Origin of the sequence: Marivita sp. (assembly GCF_020055675.1) — a bacterium.
Classification (GTDB): domain Bacteria; phylum Pseudomonadota; class Alphaproteobacteria; order Rhodobacterales; family Rhodobacteraceae; genus Marivita.
In genome coordinates this window covers 183354-200162 of the sequence record NZ_JAIPUS010000001.1, presented here as the reverse complement: position 1 = coordinate 200162, position 16809 = coordinate 183354, and the positions used below count along the sequence as shown (strand labels likewise).

Sequence of the window (16809 nt, the reverse complement as noted above, 5' to 3'; positions counted from 1 at the left end):
TTACTGGTGAATTTTCCGACATCAACGGTCAAATGGCGCATTAACTTGCGGCGTCAAGAAAGCAGGCAGTTCGGTCGGCGACCTCTTCAGGGGACAAATCCCGCCGGAAGAATTCGACAAATCCATCTTCGGGCATGACGAGATACGTGAATGTCGAGTGATCAACGAGGTAATAGTCGTCCTCCGCATCCTGCTGCCGGTAATAGGTGCGGTAGGCCTGGCTCGCGGCCTTGACCTGTTCTTCGCTGCCGGTGAGACCGATCATGTCCTCGTGAAGATTCTCGGCAAATGCGCCAACCACCTCGGGCGTGTCGCGTTCCGGATCGACCGAGATGAAGACCGGCGTCACATCATGGCCCTGACCGGTCAGGATATCGACCGCTTCTGCATTGCGGACCGTGTCGAGCGGACAGACATCAGGGCAGAAAGTGTATCCGAAATACAGCAGTGACGGTTGCGTGATCACATCTGTGTCGGTGACCGTTTCACCCTCTGCATTCACCAGCGTGAACGGACCGCCTATGGTGTCGGAGCCACCCGCCACCTTGGTGTTGCGACACTCTGCGTAAGGGTCGCCGCCCGGGCCGATCTTGGCATAGGCGTACCACCCGGTCCCGCCTACCAGGCACACAAGTGCCACACCCGCTGCAATCGCCGCACGTTTTTCCATCTTGCTCTCGTGCCTCCTGCCTGGAAAGAAGTCCCTTCTCATCGGAACAGCCTTGCCTATGCTCTATAGCACTGGAGTTAAGGATTTTACCCACAGGCACAAGTGGCGAAAGGGCGCAGATGACGCAATCCGATTTCGGACTTCTCAACGAACGGCACCGGGGCAGCTTTATCAGGCTGCGCACAATGATCTGGCTGCGCTGGTGCGCCATCGTGGGACAAATAACGGCCATCATGCTGGCACAGTACCTCTACAACCTCCAGCTTGAGCTTGGTCTTTGTTACCTGGCCATCGGCGTGTCCATCGTCGGCAATCTGATCGCCATTTTTGTCTTTCCGGAAAACAAGCGCCTGAACGAGGCCGAAAACTTCCTGATGGTTCTGTTCGACCTCTTGCAGCTCTGTTTCCTGATCTACCTGACCGGCGGTTTGCACAATCCGTTTACCATTTTGATTCTCGGACCGGTTATCGTGTCGGCCACGATCATGACTTTGCGGTCGACCATCATCATCGGCGCGACCGCACTGGCCCTTGTCACGCTGATGGTGTTCTTTCATTTGCCGCTCCGCACCGAAGAAGGCTTCATCCTGCGCATCGCGGATGTTTTCGTCTTCGGACAATGGGTCGCCATCACGATCGCAGTGATCTTTCTGTCGCTTTACGCGCGGCAAATCACCGACGAGATGAACTCGATGAGCGATGCTGTCGTGGCAACCCAGATGGCGCTGAGCCGGACGCAGATGCTCAATAACCTTGGCGGTGTCGTCGCGGCGGCGGCGCATGAACTGGGTACGCCGCTGGCCACGATAAAGCTGACCAGCGCAGAGCTGATCGAGGATTTGGACGACCGCCCGGATTTGCAGGAAGATGCGCAGCTGATACGGCAACAGGCCGATCGCTGCCGGGACATCCTGCACTCCATGGGCAGAGCCGGCAAAGAGGACCTGCACATTCGTTCAGCCCCCTTGATCGAGGTCATCCGGGAGGCAGCAGAACCGCATCTGAACCGTGGCAAGGATGTGCTGATCGATGGTATCGCCGAGGATGACGAAGGGTTAGATCCACCTTTGGCGATGCGCCGGCCCGAGGTGATTCACGGGTTGCGCAACCTGATTCAGAACGCGGTGGATTTTGCCCGCTCAACGGTCTGGATCGAGGCGCGTTGGACCGAGCGGTCGATCTCGGTTCGGATCATGGACGACGGTCCGGGCTACCCGACCAACATGCTCGGTCGAATCGGGGACCCTTTCGTGCGCAACCGCCGATTGGAGCGGGATCGCAAGGCGCGGCCCGAATACGAGGGCATGGGACTTGGCCTGTTCATCGCGAAAACCCTGCTGGAACGGGCCGGGGCCGAGTTGAGCTTTGCCAACGGAACGAAACCCTTGCGCGGTTCATCCAAGAGGCGCGGCGCGGTCGTCGAAGTGGTGTGGCCCCGCCCCGCAATCGTGCCGCCCGAACGCGCCAAAGGCCAAGGGATCGGAGAAAACCCGTCCTTTCAGGTGTAGATCCCGGTCTTTGCTTAACAGTCCATTAAGGTTCTCGGCCTTCAATGCCACGTGTGTTGATGACAGGTGTCCAAATGGAATCGAGTCCCTCGCTGTCGGTCCTGATCGGGTTTGCATCTGCGGTCACCGTGGCGGTCGCCCTATGGTATGTCGCGCGGCGGTCAGGCCCTGACATCCATGAACCAAAACAGGACGGGGTGTCGCTGGTATTCGACGATGACAGGCTGGTCGATGCAGACGATGCGGTCTGGGCGCTTTTGCCCGACGCCGCCCCATCCCCGTCTTGGAAAGAAGTGCGCACCGCGCTGCGCCCCTATTTCGCCGCTTTGCCAGAGGCGTTGCCGGGAGTGCCATCCAACGGGACCGACAACGGCGTGACCTTTTCGATCCAGCCCACCCCTGCGGGCCACAGGATTGGCTTCAGCTCGTCTGATGATGCACGAATCGATTGGTTCGAGGCAAAAACACAAAGCGTGGCACTCGCGCGGACGCAGCCCGCGCTGATGCATGCTCCCAACCCGATATGGTCCCTTGCTGCCGACGGGCAGTTTGCGTGGGGCAATGATGCCTTCGCAGCTTACGCAACGGCGCATGGCGGTCCAGCCGCCTTTGCCACACATATCACGGGGCTGCTGTCGCAGCCGGATCACCTGCGGTCCAAGCGGGTCGAGCTTGAGGTTGATGGACAATCGCAAAACCGCTGGCTCGAGGTCATCACGCGGGAAATAGATACCGGCACTCTGTTCTTTGCCACCAGCGTCGACGCGGTTGTGCGTGCCGAAGAGGCGCAACGCAATTTCGTACAGACCCTGTCCAAAACTTTTGCCAACCTGACAACGGGCCTGGCGATATTCGATCGTGACCGGCGGCTTGCATTGTTCAACCCGGCCTTGCTCGACCTGGGCGATGTTTCCGTCGATTTCCTGAGCAGCCGTCCCACGCTTTTCGATTTCTTCGACAAGCTGCGCGAAAAGCAGATCATGCCGGAGCCCAAGAATTACGACGATTGGAGAGAACGGATGGCCAAGCTGGTGGCAGCGGCCAGCGACGACCGCTTTCGCGAGACGTGGAACCTTGCCGGTGGCCAAACCCTTGACGTCACGGGTCGCCCATACCCGGACGGCGCGATCGCGTTCCTGTTCAACGACATCACCGCCGAAGTGTCGCTGACCCGTGGGTTCCGGACCGAGTTGGAAACAATGCAATCCGCTCTCGATGTGATGGAGGACGCGGTCGCCGTGTTCAATCAGCGCGGCATCCTGACCCTGTGCAACGATGCATACACGCGGATGTGGCAGGTCGATCCCGATACCAGCATCACCGACGCAACGATCCTTGAGGCAACACAGGACTGGAAATCTGCCTTTCACCCCTCCCCGGTCTGGCCTGAACTTCGGGACTTCGTGACGAGTGACACCGAACGCGCAAGCTGGGACACCGAATTGCGCTCCAGGGACGGGCGCGAAGTGATCTGCCGTATCGACCCGATCTGTTATGGGTCGACGCTGATCCGTTTTTGCCAGCGGGCACGTCCGCCCGATGCCTCCACCGGTGACGACGGGCTTCAGATCGTCTCTGCCTGAAAGGTATTCCAATCTTGCAGTGGCAATCATGGCAGGTAAACATGCCCGCATGTCCCAGACCAGCGCGGCCTTCACATCCACCTCTCCGCAAGAGACCACGCAATTTGCGGCGCGTCTGGGGGCCGATTTGCAGCCCGGCGATTGCCTGTTGCTGGAAGGCGGAATTGGCGCCGGGAAGAGCCACTTCGCCCGCGCGCTGATCCTGTCGCGATTGAGCGTGCCAGAGGATGTTCCGTCGCCCACTTTTACGTTGGTCCAGACCTATGATCTTGCGGAGTGCGAGCTTTGGCATGCGGATCTTTACCGTCTTTCTGACCCGGATCAGGTCGTCGAGCTGGGTCTTCTCGACGCTTTCGAAAGCGCCATCTGCCTCGTCGAATGGCCGGATCGGTTGGAAGATCTCGCGCCAAAGGATGCCCTGAGACTGCATCTGGCCGACCCGGAAAAAACCGACACGCGCGAAATCACTCTGACATGGCAAGCCCCGAGATGGGCGGCCATCGTGCAAGGAGCGCTGTGATGGATTTGGACGGATTCCTGTGCTCTCACGGGTGGGGCGATGCAACGCGCGTCCCATTGGCCGGGGACGCGTCGTCGCGGCGGTACATGCGGCTCTGTTCCGGCGCAGACCGCGCGATCCTCATGATCGACCCCCAGGACGACACCGCCCGTTTTGCCGATCTGGCGACACATCTTGGCAAGGTCGGTCTTTCGGCACCCGACATCCACGGTCGAGAGCCAGGCCTGATGCTGTTGGAAGATTTCGGCGAGGCGCAATTCGCCAGAGTTGTCTCGGAAACGGCCGAGATGGAGACGCCGCTCTACCAAACAGCAACAGATGTCCTCTGCGCGCTTGAACGCCAACCGGTCCCGACCGGCCTGAGCAGTGCAAGTCCTGACGTATTGGGCCAGATGATCGAACCGGCCTTCACCCACTACCTGCCCTTGATCGGCGCCGCAGCGCACCCCGAGACCGAGCAGATCACCTTGCGCCTGACCGAATTGTTGCAACGGCATTTGCCGAAGGAGACCGTGCTTGTGCTTCGGGACTATCACGCCGAAAACCTGATCTGGCTGCCAAACAGGCAGGGCATAAAACGGGTCGGTTTGCTGGATTTTCAGGACGCATTGGCCGGCCCGCCAGTCTACGATCTGGTGTCGCTGCTTCAGGACGCGCGCCGGGATGTGACGGACGCCTGCCAAAAGGCCACACTCCACCATTACCTGACCGCGAGCGGCCGGACCCACGCCGAAGTAATGCCGCTGTTCCATCTTCTGGGACTTCAGAGAAACCTGCGCATCCTCGGTGTTTTTGCGCGCCTGGCAAAAGACCGGCGCAAACCGGGGTATCTTTCTTTGATCCCCCGCGTCTGGGGGCATATTCGTGCCAGCCTGGCCCACCCTGTTGCGCGCGATCTCGGGCCCTTGGTGACGGCGGTGTTTCCCGACCCGACACCGGATCGTTTGCGTTTGACAGCAGCGGGGGTTCCATGACGGACGCAGTGATGCTGTTCGCTGCCGGGTTCGGCACGCGCATGGGCCGACTGACCCAGGACATGCCGAAACCGTTGGTTCCTGTGGCCGGCAAGCCGCTGATCGACCACGCGATGATGATGGTCCGGGATGCCGGGATGCACCACATCGTGGTAAACGCGCACTACAAGGCGGAGCAGGTCGTGGACCACTTCGCAGGCTCCGATGTTCAGGTCATTGTAGAAAATCCGACGATCCTCGACACAGGCGGCGGATTGAAGGCTGCGCTACCCCTGCTGAAGGCCGACGTTGTCTTCACAATGAACACCGACGCGGTCTGGGACGGGCCGAACCCGCTGGCGGTTCTGCACGACGCATGGCGCGCGGATATGCAGGCGCTGCTTTTGTGTGTGCCCCTGCCCCGCGCCATCGGCCGTATCGGGGAGGGGGATTTCGACCTCGGCGATGGACGGGCCCGCTGGGGAAGCGACGCGGTATATACCGGGGTGCAGATGATCCGGACCGATCTTGTCTCAGACACGGCGGAGGATGTATTTTCCTTACGCATGATCTGGGAAAGCTTGGTGGCCGGGGACCGGTTGAACGCCATCACCTATCCAGGCAAATGGTGCGACGTGGGCCACGCTGACGGAATTTTTCTGGCCGAGCAGATGCTGAGCCACACCGATGTTTGAGCCTACCGACAAACCGCGCCTTTTTGGCCTCCCACCCGGCGCGGATTTCGCGCAGGAATTGGTGCATGGCCTGAGAACACGCATGGCAGGGCAACCACCCGAGGCGATGGCGCGGGTGGAGCTTTTTCTGAACACGCGGCGGATGCAGAGACGGGTCGAGGCGGTATTCACGCAGGCCGAAGCCGGGTTTCTTCCGCGGATAAGGCTTATCACCGATCTGGCCGATCCGGTGGACAGCGCGCATCTACCCCGCCCGGTGCCTGCTTTGCGGCGCCAGCTGGAATTGTCAGAACTTGTGGGCCGTTTGATCGATGCGGATCCGGGCATCGCGCCCCGGTCGGCGATCTATGATCTTGCCCAAAGCCTGACTGCGCTGCTCGATGAAATGCAGGCTGAGGGTGTGACCCCCGCTGATATCTCTGCGCTCGACGTGTCCGACCAGTCGGGGCATTGGGACCGAGCACAGCGATTCTTGCACATCGTCACGCAGTATTTCGACCCGGCGACCAATACGCCCGATGCCGCCGGTGTGAACCGGATGGCGCTGGACCACAAATTGTTCCGGTGGCAGCAGACGCCGCCACAACATCCCGTGATCGTCGCAGGTTCGACCGGATCGCGCGGGTCGGCGTTCCGATTGATGACCGCCGCCGCGCGCCTTCCGCAAGGCGCGGTGATCCTGCCCGGGGTCGACATGGATTTGCCGGAGACCGTCTGGGATGTCCTGCGCGACGATGTGCGCAATACCGAGGCGATGCAGGGGGAAGATCACCCGCAATTCCGATTTGCCCGATTGCTGGACCATCTGCAAACGGGCCGCAGTTCCGTGGCGCGATGGACAGGCACACCGCCGCCCAGCCCCGCGCGCAATGCGCTGGTCTCTCTTGCGCTGCGCCCCGCTCCGGTCACGGATCAGTGGCTGTCCGATGGGCCTCGCCTGCCCGCTTTGGAGGCTGCAACACAGTCTCTGACACTGGTTGAAGCGGCCTCGCCACGTGACGAGGCGCGCGCAATCGCCTTGCGATTGCGGCAAGCCGCAGAGGACGGGACGACCTCTGCCTTGATCACGCCGGACCGGATGCTGACGCGACGTGTGACGGCGCTGCTCGACCGGTGGGGCATCCTGCCGGATGACAGCGCCGGCACACCTGCGCATCTGACGGCCCCGGGGCGGCTCTTGCGGCACATGGCGCAATTGCGCGTCAACGGCCCCACAGCAGAAGCGCTTCTGACAATCCTCAAGCATCCGTTGTGCCATAGCGGGGCAGAGCGGGGGCAGCATCGGCTTTGGACCTCGGAACTGGAGCTGTTCATCCGGCACAAAGGTGTGCCCTATCCAGATCTGGCGCAGCTCTCGGCCTGGAAACACGCGGAGGCCGCAAAGGACTGGCTTGGCTGGATTGACCGATGTTTTCTGCAACCAGCCATCCAGGGACAACGGCCGCTGGGCACCCATGTGGAGGGACATTTGGCGCAAGCCGATGCGGTCTGCGCCGGATCGGCAAGCGACGACGCAGCAGAGCTTTGGGCCAAGAAAGCAGGAGAAACCTGCCGCAAGGTATTCAACGATTTGACAGAGAATGCAGGCTTTGCCGGGTCCATGACACCACGCGATTATGCAGATCTGGTCGATGGCCTTCTCCGCTCCGAAGAGGTGCGTGACCGCGATGCGCCGCACCCCGACATCCTGATCTGGGGCACCATCGAGGCGCGCGTAATGGGGGCGGACCTCGTCATCCTCGGCGGATTGAACGAACACTTATGGCCCGATGCACCGCCTGCCGATCCCTGGCTGAACCGGCGAATGCGGCAACAGGTCGGACTGTTGCTGCCAGAGCGGCGGATCGGGCTTTCGGCGCATGATTTTCAACAGGCGATTGGGGCACAGGAGGTCTGGCTCACCCGGGCCGAACGCTCAGAGGACGCCGAAACCGTCCCCTCGCGGTGGCTCAACCGGTTGACCAACCTGCTGCGCGGGCTTGAGCAGACCAACGGGCCGGAGGTCCTTGCGGCAATGCGACAGCGGGGGCGGGACTGGCTCGCGCTTGGACGTGCGTTGGAAACGCCTTTGCCCGCGCCGCGCGCCGCACGACCGTCGCCGGTGCCACCGGTGATCGCGCGGCCCGATACTCTGTCGGTGACAAATATCGAAAAACTGATCCGCGATCCTTATGCCATCTACGCGTCCAGGATCCTGCGCCTGCGGCCCCTGAACCCGATCCAGCACGCGCCCGATGCGCTGCACCGTGGCACGATGATCCATAAAGTGTTCGAGACATTCGTGCGCGACACGGCGCGGGACGTGGAGGCTGTTCAAGTGTCAGGTTTGATGGAAACGGCGCGGAACGTGCTCGAGGCGCATGTCCCCTGGCCCGCCGACCGCATCCAGTGGCGCATACGGATCGAAAAGGTGGCGCAGTGGTTCGTCGAGGCCGAGCGCGGCCGGCGGCGCGGCGCGCGTCCCGTTCTGTTGGAACGCACGGGCCGCGTCGACATGACCGACCCGCCCTTCCGTGTGACCGCCAAGGCTGACCGGATCGACATGGACGAATTCGGGCGTGCGTTGGTCTATGACTACAAGACCGGCACGGCCCCAAGCCGGGCCCGGCAGCTTCATTTCGATATACAGCTTTTGGTCACTGCGGCCATCATCTGCGAGGGTGGCTTTGCCGATATCGCGCCACGCGGCGTGGCCGGGGCGCGGTATATCGCACTGGGACCCAACCCGAAGGAAGAACCTGCACCGCTGGACGACGTTCCGCCCGAGCGGGTTTGGGAGATGCTGAAAACGCTGCTTTGCGCCTATTCAGAGCCTGATATGGGCTACACTGCGCGCAACAAGATGCACAAGGATGTGTTCGGGTCTGATTACGATCAGCTGTCCCGCTACGGCGAATGGGATGCCTCTGATGCACCGACCAAGGTGTTCCTGACATGAGTCGCGACGAAGCCAGCGAAGCGCAGGTACGCGCCGCCGATCCCGATGCCTCGACATGGCTGGGGGCCAATGCCGGGTCCGGCAAGACCCGCGTTCTGACAGACCGGGTGGCGCGGTTGTTGCTGGGCGAGGCGCGGCCCGAGCATATCCTTTGTCTTACCTTTACCAATGCTGCTGCGAGCGAGATGCAGAACCGTCTGTTCAAGCGGCTTGGCGAGTGGGCCATGCTGGATGACGCGCCGCTGCGGGCGCAGTTGACCGAGCTTGGAGAGCACACAGATCGCCTCACGGATGACTTTCTTGCCCGCGCACGGACCTTGTTTGCCCGCGCGATCGAAACACCCGGCGGACTGCGGATCCAGACGATCCACGCCTTCTGCGCATCGATCTTGCGCCGTTTTCCCTTGGAGGCCGGGGTCAGCCCGCAGTTTCAGGAAATCGACGACCGCGCCGCGCAGTTGTTGCGGGACCAGATCCTTGACGACATGGCCAGCGGACAGGACGCCGACCTCATCGCCGACATTTCGCGCGTGGCATCGAACAACCCGCTCCGGGAATTGACGGATCGGATCGTCGGCCATCGCGACGGGTTCGACCCGCCGCTGGCGCGCGCCGCGCTGGTTCAGCGGTACGGGCTTGCGCCCGACGAGACCCCGGACATGATGCTGGCGAAAGTCCTTCCCGGCGATGAAACCGCGTTTTTGACCGGAATAGTGCCTGATTTGCGAACCGGTGTCGGGATCGACAATGCTTTTGTCGATGCCATCGGTGTTGCCCAGACTGGCGGGATGAACGCGCTTCTGGCGCTGGAAGACGTGGTCTTCACCCAGAAGGGCGAACCACGCAAGCAACGCCCGCCGTCTGCCAAACTGCGCAAAGGGGCGCTGGCGGCCAGTGTCAATCGGCTCGAAGACCTATACCAACGGGTCGAGGCCGCGCGCGAGACACGCCTTGCACTCGATGCGGTGGCACGGGACGAGGTGCTTCACCGCTTTGCGGCTGCGTTCCTGAAGCGCTACGAGGCGACGAAACAGGTGCGCGGTTGGCTCGATTTCGATGACCTGATCGCTTTTACCCGCGCCTTGCTGACAGACCGGCAACAGGCGGACTGGGTCCTTTACCGGCTGGATGGCGGGATCGATCATATCCTCGTGGACGAGGCACAGGACACCAGCCCGGCGCAATGGGATGTCATCAACAAGCTTGCACAGGAATTCACCTCCGGCGCCGGAGCGCGGTCCGACGTGCAACGGTCGATCTTTGTCGTGGGAGACAAGAAACAGTCAATCTATTCCTTTCAGGGGGCCGATCCGCGCGAATTCGACACGATGCGCGCCGCCTTCGGCGAGCAAATGCGCCAGACGGATGCCCCGCTTCGGGATGGACAACTGAGCTATTCCTTCCGTTCCTCCGTCCCGATCCTGCGGCTGGTGGACGAAGTGTTCAAAGGCCGCGACAAGGCCGGGTTTCTGCCGAATCAGACCCACATATCGTTCCATGACCAGCTGCCCGGCCGGGTCGATTTATGGCCATTGATCGAACCGGCTGCTGAGGAAGACAGCGAATTGCCATGGGACACGCCGGTGGACCGGGTCAGCCCGACGCATCACAATGTCACCCTCGCCCAGCGCATCGCGCGGTTCATCGACCAGACACTGCGCGACCACACCGCGATCACCGAAACCGGGCCGGATGGCGCTGTCAAACCCCGGCACATTCATGCCGGGGATTTCCTTATTCTCGTCCGCAGTCGCGGCCCGCTGTTCCACGAGATCCTGCGCGCCTGCAAGGCGCAAGGCCTGCCGATTGCAGGGGCGGACAAGCTCAAGGTCATGGACGAGCTTGCGGTCAAGGACCTGCGCGCGCTTTTGGCTTTCCTTGCGACGCCGGAGGACAGCCTGTCTCTGGCCAGTGCGCTCCGCTCCCCGCTTTTCGGGCTCGATGAACAGGCGGTGTTCGACCTTTCTCACCGCCGGAATTCGCCCCACCTTTGGGAGGCGTTGCGCCAGCGGAGAGACGAATTTCCATCGGTCATGGGCCTTCTCGACGATTTGCGCGGGCAGGTCGACTTCCTGCGCCCTTACGACATGCTGGAGCGTATTCTGATCCGGCACCGGGGACGTCAAAAACTGATCGGACGACTGGGCGAGGAAGCCGAAGACGGTATCGATGCGCTTCTCAACCAGGCGCTGGTCTATGAGCAAACCGATATTCCGAGCCTGACAGGGTTCCTGCATTGGATGGAAACCGACGATATCGAGATCAAGCGCAGCGTGGACAGTGCCGGGTCGCGCATTCGCGTGATGACAATCCACGGGGCCAAGGGGCTGGAGGCACCTATCGTGATCCTGCCGGACACCCACAAGAAGCCGTCCCAATCGGGCAAGGAAAGTTTTGTTACCACCGGCGGAGCGGTGCATTGGCGTGGGTCTGACACGACGCGCGCCGGGTTTCAGCGCGCGGCTGTGGATCAGGCTCGACAGGCCGAGGACGAGGAAAACGACCGACTTCTCTACGTCGCTCTGACACGGGCGGAACATTGGCTCGTCGTCGCGGGAGCCGGCGCTGCGGACAAGGCGGGCGAATGCTGGCATGACCGCGTTTCAGCCGCGTTGGACACTGTTGGCGCTGTGCCGTTCGGTTTTGACTTTGCCGATGACGGCCCGCGACAGGGACAAAGACTGGCGCATATGGCATGGCCCGATCCGATCCCGTCCGATGATCCGCCAGAGGCCGCGCCGAAGGTTGACCTGCCCGCCTTGTTCGAAACCTCCGCACCCGCCCCGGCCCTGCAGGCAGAAACGCTCAGCCCATCGGATCTTGGCGGGGCCAAGGCGCTGCCGGGGGCGGATGGAGACCTGAGCGAGGTTGCCAAGGATCGCGGCACGCACATTCACCTTTTGCTGGAAACACTTGCCGGCCTTGCGCACCAAGATCGCGATACAGCCGCGCGTATGCTCGTGGCGGATCATCCGCTCGCCGAGGAAATGATTGCCGAAGCGCTCGGAGTTCTCGGGACGCCAGACCTTGTCCGGTTCTTCGATGATACTGCGCTGTCCGAGGTGGCGGTCACCGCCTCACTGGAGGCGTTTCCCGAAACGCCGATGCATGGCGTAATCGACCGCCTGATCGTGACGGACAAACGCGTAACGGCCGTTGATTACAAGACCAACCGCACAGTGCCGGACAGCCCCAAACAGACGCCGGAAGGCCTGTTGCGCCAGATGGGGGCATACCGGGCGATGTTGCAGACGATCTACCCGGATCGCGAGATAGAAACAGGCCTACTCTGGACCCGAAACGCGACCTATATGCCTCTGCCGGAAACCATCGTGTCACAAGCTCTCGTGAGGTCGGCGCACCTTGACGCCCCGACCGAGGCTCCATAGCTTCGTGGTCTGACCGAAACACGCGTCCGAACCGCAAGGAGAGCTCACATGTCCACAGTTGCCGTTACCGATGATACCTTCGATGCCGAAGTGAAGAATTCCAGTGTTCCCGTTGTTGTCGATTTCTGGGCCGAATGGTGCGGCCCCTGCAAGCAGATTGGCCCCGCTTTGGAAGAGCTTGCTGCCGAATACGGCGACGCGATCAAGGTTGCCAAAGTCGATGTCGACAGCAATCCCAACACTGCAGCGTCCATGGGTGTACGGGGCATTCCGTCGCTCTTCATCTTCAAGGATGGACAGGTGGTGTCGAACAAAACCGGCGCCGCACCCAAGGCAGCGCTCAAGGGCTGGATCGACGAGAGCATCTGATTTCAATTGAAATTCAGACAAACGCCCGGCCAGAGCGCCGGGCGTTGTGCGTTGTAGGGCTTGTGTGGCACTGCCGTTCGGCCCATATCGTCACAAACGTGAAAGGGGCGACACATGGCTGAAACCGACTTTCCCGGCTGGCATGGCACCACCATCATTGGTGTGCGCAAGGGCGGAACCGTTGTAATTGCCGGCGATGGCCAGGTGAGCCTGGGTCAGACCGTGATCAAGGGTACTGCGCGCAAGGTACGCCGCATTTCCCCCGGTGGGTATGATATCGTCGCGGGGTTCGCCGGGTCCACAGCGGATGCATTTACCTTGCTGGAGCGTCTAGAGACGAAACTCGAAGCCACCCCGGGCCAGTTGCAGCGCGCCAGCGTGGAGTTGGCCAAGGATTGGCGCACCGACAAGTACCTGCAAAAGCTCGAAGCGATGCTGATCGTGTCGGACGGTAAGGATCTCTATGTCATCACGGGCGCCGGCGACGTGCTTGAACCCGAGCATGACGTGACTGCCATCGGATCGGGTGGGAATTACGCACTGGCCGCAGGCCGCGCCCTCATGGACACTGACAAGGACGCGGAACAGATCGCACGCGCGGCGATGGCCATTGCATCCGACATTTGCGTCTACACAAACGGCAACCTGACGGTCGAGACCATTCAGGCCTAAGGCCAGCCTCCTGTTGCCGGAAAGGATACCTCAATGACCGATCTGACCCCCCGAGAAATCGTGTCCGAGCTGGACCGCTTCATCATTGGACAGAAGGATGCCAAACGTGCCGTGGCCGTCGCGCTGCGCAACCGCTGGCGGCGCAAGCAGTTGAGCGATGATCTGCGCGAGGAAGTTTACCCCAAGAACATCCTGATGATCGGCCCCACAGGCGTCGGGAAAACCGAGATCAGCCGCCGTCTGGCCAAGCTGGCACGGGCTCCCTTCATCAAGGTGGAAGCGACGAAATTCACCGAGGTGGGTTATGTCGGCCGCGATGTCGAACAGATTGTCCGTGATCTCGTGGACGCCGCCATTGCGATGACCCGCGATCAGATGCGCGAAGACGTGAGATCCCGCGCGCATGAAGCGGCCGAGGAACGGGTGATCGAGGCAATCGCCGGAGAGGGTGCCCGTGACGGCACGCGGGACATGTTCCGCAAGAAGCTCAAGGATGGGCTTCTGGACGACACGATGATCGAGCTTGACCTCCAGGACACCTCCAGCCCGTTCCCGACGATGGATATCCCCGGCCAGCCCGGCATGGGCGGCGGCGGGGCCGGGATGATGAATCTCGGTGACCTGTTCGGCAAGGCGTTCTCGGGTCGGACCGTGCGCAAGCGGATGACCGTGGCGGAAAGTTATGACATTCTGATCGCCGAGGAGGCGGACAAGCTGCTGGACGATGAGCAGGTCAAGGAGCTCGCGCTTGAGGCGGTCGAGCAAAACGGCATCGTCTTTCTGGACGAGATCGACAAGGTCACCGCGCGGCAGGAAACGCGGGGCGGTGATGTGAGCCGCGAAGGCGTGCAGCGGGACCTGCTGCCGCTGATCGAGGGGACGACGGTCAGCACCAAGCATGGGCCGGTGAAGACGGATCATATCCTGTTCATCGCCTCGGGTGCGTTTCATATCGCCAAGCCGTCGGATCTGCTGCCGGAACTACAGGGGCGCCTGCCCATTCGGGTAAACCTGCGGGCCCTCACCGAAGAGGATTTCGTGCGTATCCTGACCGAGACGGACAATGCGCTGACCCTGCAATATACCGCCCTGATGAAAACCGAGGACGTGACCGTTTCCTTCACCGAGGAGGGGATCGCCGCACTGGCCAAGATCGCGGCAGATGTGAACCAGTCGATCGAGAATATCGGGGCGCGGCGGCTTTATACCGTGATGGAGCGTGTGTTCGAGGAACTGAGCTTTGACGCGCCGGACAAGATGGGGCAGACCGTGACCGTGGATGCCGATTTCGTAGAGACTCATTTGGGCGAGCTGACCCGCTCCACCGACCTGAGCCGCTACGTGCTGTAACGCTGTCCCACGCGTGGGACGGGCACCGGCCTGAACAAAATCAATGGCTTGCAGGGGCAGATTTACCATTTGTTAAACCTTCGCCCCGGCATCGGGCTTTCAATAGGCGCGTGACCCGCTAGAGTGATGATCGGGCCAACCGGCCTTGGCAGCGAGGCGCATATGAAACGATCCCGGATCAACGATATCCTGCGCGAGAGCGACGCGTTCATTCGGTCCTTCGGCTATGCCCTGCCGCCCTTTGCCCACCAGTCGCCAGAGGCGCTCAGCGCCAGCGACCATGCCGAGATCAAGGCACGGCGAATGGGGTGGGACATCACAGATTACGGGGCCGGACGGTTCGACGAGATGGGCCTGGTCCTGTTCACCACCCGAAACGGGCGGACCAGTGACCTGGGCAAGACACGCGGGATGCTCTACGCCGAAAAGATCATGATCTCGCGCGAAAACCAGCTGAGCCCGATGCATCGACATGACGTCAAGGTAGAGGACATCATCAATCGAGGAGGCGGAACGCTGGTGATCGAACTTTACCAGGCGGATGCCGCCGGTGAGATTGATCGCCTACGGGATGTGACCGTGCAGGTGGACGGAACGGCTCGGACCCTGCCCGCAGGCGGACATTTGAAGCTGGCACCCGGCGAATCCGTAACGCTTTATCCGGACAATTGGCACGCCTTCTGGGGCGAAGGGGGCAATGTCCTGATCGGTGAGGTTTCAACCGTCAATGACGATCTGACCGACAATATTTTTGAACACCCGATCGGACGCTTTTCCCGGATCGAGGAAGATACGCCGCCGGTGCACTTGCTGGTATCGGATTATGACCGTTGGCTTTAGCGCCTGGACCCGGTGTCACAACTGCTGACGGTGACGAACGCCGCGGAGCACATGCCTGACCAAGACGCGCCACGCCCCGACGGATCAGGCGGATTTGCCTGACACTCCCGGAGCCTGTGAAAGCCATTGGCACTCTGATGCGGCTTGTCGCGGCATGGGCATCGTGCTTGCCCATCCACGGCGCCACGACTAGGCTTGCCAAACCCCTAACCGGCAGGGCCGCGGGTATGCCAAGGGCCGATGCGGGGACGAGCAGAGAGACGGCACGGAACACAGATGAAAACCTTGTCCTGGACCTGCGTGCGGAACGAAGGTCCATTCCTGCTGGAATGGATTGCCTATCACCGTTTGATCGGAGTGACGGAGTTCATCGTCTTTTCCAACGATTGCGACGATGGCAGCGACCGGTTGCTCGATGCCTTGGCCAAGCAAGGCGTCCTTCGCCATGTCGAACAGACGGTCGAAACCGACAAAGGCGTGCAGTGGCAGGCCGTTCACCGCGTGCACAAGTCCCGTTGGAGCGATGATTTCGACTGGGCGATGTTTACCGATGTAGACGAGTTTCCGGTGATCCATGCAGGTGACGGGCGGCTGGCCGATCTGTTTGCCGGGATTGCCGGGGATACCGATGCGGTCGCGATGCCGTGGCGGCTTTTCGGATCGGGCGGCAAGGTGATGTTCGAGGATCACCCCGTGACGCGGCAGTTCACACGCTCCGCGCCGCGCGATTTGTATCACCCGGTTGCGGGGCGGTTCATCAAGACGATCTTTCGCCCCGGCCGTTTCGGGAAACCGGGAATCCACCGGCCCAAGCGGGACCCAGCATTGCCTTTGCCCCGCTGGGTGGATGGGTCCGGTGCGCCGATGTCCGAGGCGTTTTCCGAACATGACGGACGGATTTCCATACCGACGCTGTCGGGCGGGCGGGACCTGGTAGAAGTGAACCATTATTCGCTGCGCTCCGCGCAAAGCTTTCTTGTGAAAGCATGGCGCGGATTGGCCAATCGGCGCGGCAAGGACATTGACCTGAGCTATTGGGTCGAGCGCAATTTCAACACGGTCAAGAACACCGCGCTGTCGAAATGGGACGCGGCCTTGGACGCGGAGATCGCCGCGCTGCGCAGTCTGCCCGGCGTGGCAGGCCTGCATGAACAGGCATGTGACTGGCATCGTAACAGGGCGCGGGAGCTTGTCAGAACGCCAACGGGGTATCGCCTTTTCTGCAATTGCCTGCATGCGGCGGGCTCTGCCGCCCTGCCGCGCGACCTGGCGCTGCACCTCTATGCCGAGTTCGCGGAAATCGAGACATAGGGCATGGGAGG

At 61.6% G+C, this 16809-nt stretch carries 13 protein-coding genes; 12 read left to right on the top strand and 1 reads right to left on the bottom strand.

The genetic code is table 11. The features are described 5' to 3' along the window. Window positions 1-40: 40 nt before the first annotated feature. Window positions 41-670, bottom strand: a complete 630-nt coding sequence (locus LCF59_RS00930; protein ID WP_292284704.1) for an SCO family protein — start codon at window positions 668-670, stop codon at window positions 41-43. A 119-nt stretch (window positions 671-789) separates the two neighbouring features. Between LCF59_RS00930 and regB the strand changes: the two genes are divergently transcribed. The 12 genes from regB to LCF59_RS00870 all read left to right on the top strand — a co-directional run bounded on the left by regB (window position 790) and on the right by LCF59_RS00870 (window position 16798). After that, complete coding sequence (gene regB, locus LCF59_RS00925) at window positions 790-2178, top strand: sensor histidine kinase RegB (protein ID WP_292284702.1); 1389 nt, start codon at window positions 790-792, stop codon at window positions 2176-2178. A 74-nt stretch (window positions 2179-2252) separates the two neighbouring features. After that, the gene (locus tag LCF59_RS00920; RefSeq protein ID WP_292284700.1) at window positions 2253-3761 is read left to right on the top strand and encodes a PAS-domain containing protein; all 1509 of its coding nucleotides are present in this window, start codon (window positions 2253-2255) and stop codon (window positions 3759-3761) included. Window positions 3762-3810: 49 nt separating this feature from the next. Then, window positions 3811-4281: a tRNA (adenosine(37)-N6)-threonylcarbamoyltransferase complex ATPase subunit type 1 TsaE gene (gene tsaE, locus LCF59_RS00915; protein WP_292284699.1), complete on the top strand. Its 471-nt coding sequence runs from the start codon at window positions 3811-3813 to the stop codon at window positions 4279-4281. Continuing rightward, complete coding sequence (locus LCF59_RS00910; protein WP_292284697.1) at window positions 4281-5255, top strand: phosphotransferase; 975 nt, start codon at window positions 4281-4283, stop codon at window positions 5253-5255. The genes tsaE and LCF59_RS00910 overlap by 1 nt, the downstream gene beginning before the upstream one ends. Further along, window positions 5252-5929: a nucleotidyltransferase family protein gene (locus tag LCF59_RS00905; protein WP_292284695.1), complete on the top strand. Its 678-nt coding sequence runs from the start codon at window positions 5252-5254 to the stop codon at window positions 5927-5929. Before LCF59_RS00910 ends, LCF59_RS00905 begins: the two co-directional genes overlap by 4 nt. Beyond that, window positions 5922-8867: a double-strand break repair protein AddB gene (gene addB, locus LCF59_RS00900; protein WP_292284693.1), complete on the top strand. Its 2946-nt coding sequence runs from the start codon at window positions 5922-5924 to the stop codon at window positions 8865-8867. The genes LCF59_RS00905 and addB overlap by 8 nt, the downstream gene beginning before the upstream one ends. Beyond that, a complete protein-coding gene (gene addA / locus LCF59_RS00895; RefSeq protein ID WP_292284691.1) occupies window positions 8864-12256 on the top strand; it encodes a double-strand break repair helicase AddA in 3393 nt (1130 codons plus the stop codon). The genes addB and addA overlap by 4 nt, the downstream gene beginning before the upstream one ends. 48 nt (window positions 12257-12304) lie before the next feature. Then, window positions 12305-12625: a thioredoxin gene (gene trxA, locus LCF59_RS00890; protein ID WP_292284689.1), complete on the top strand. Its 321-nt coding sequence runs from the start codon at window positions 12305-12307 to the stop codon at window positions 12623-12625. 114 nt (window positions 12626-12739) lie between these two features. After that, on the top strand, window positions 12740-13297 hold the full coding sequence (gene hslV, locus LCF59_RS00885) for an ATP-dependent protease subunit HslV (protein WP_292284687.1): 558 nt from the start codon (window positions 12740-12742) through the stop codon (window positions 13295-13297). A 33-nt stretch (window positions 13298-13330) separates the two neighbouring features. Beyond that, the gene (gene hslU, locus LCF59_RS00880) at window positions 13331-14647 is read left to right on the top strand and encodes an ATP-dependent protease ATPase subunit HslU (protein ID WP_292284685.1); all 1317 of its coding nucleotides are present in this window, start codon (window positions 13331-13333) and stop codon (window positions 14645-14647) included. Between the two features lie 162 nt (window positions 14648-14809). Continuing rightward, window positions 14810-15487, top strand: a complete 678-nt coding sequence (locus LCF59_RS00875; RefSeq protein WP_292285012.1) for a D-lyxose/D-mannose family sugar isomerase — start codon at window positions 14810-14812, stop codon at window positions 15485-15487. A 276-nt stretch (window positions 15488-15763) separates the two neighbouring features. After that, window positions 15764-16798: a glycosyltransferase family 2 protein gene (locus LCF59_RS00870; RefSeq protein WP_292284684.1), complete on the top strand. Its 1035-nt coding sequence runs from the start codon at window positions 15764-15766 to the stop codon at window positions 16796-16798. Window positions 16799-16809 lie beyond the last annotated feature (11 nt).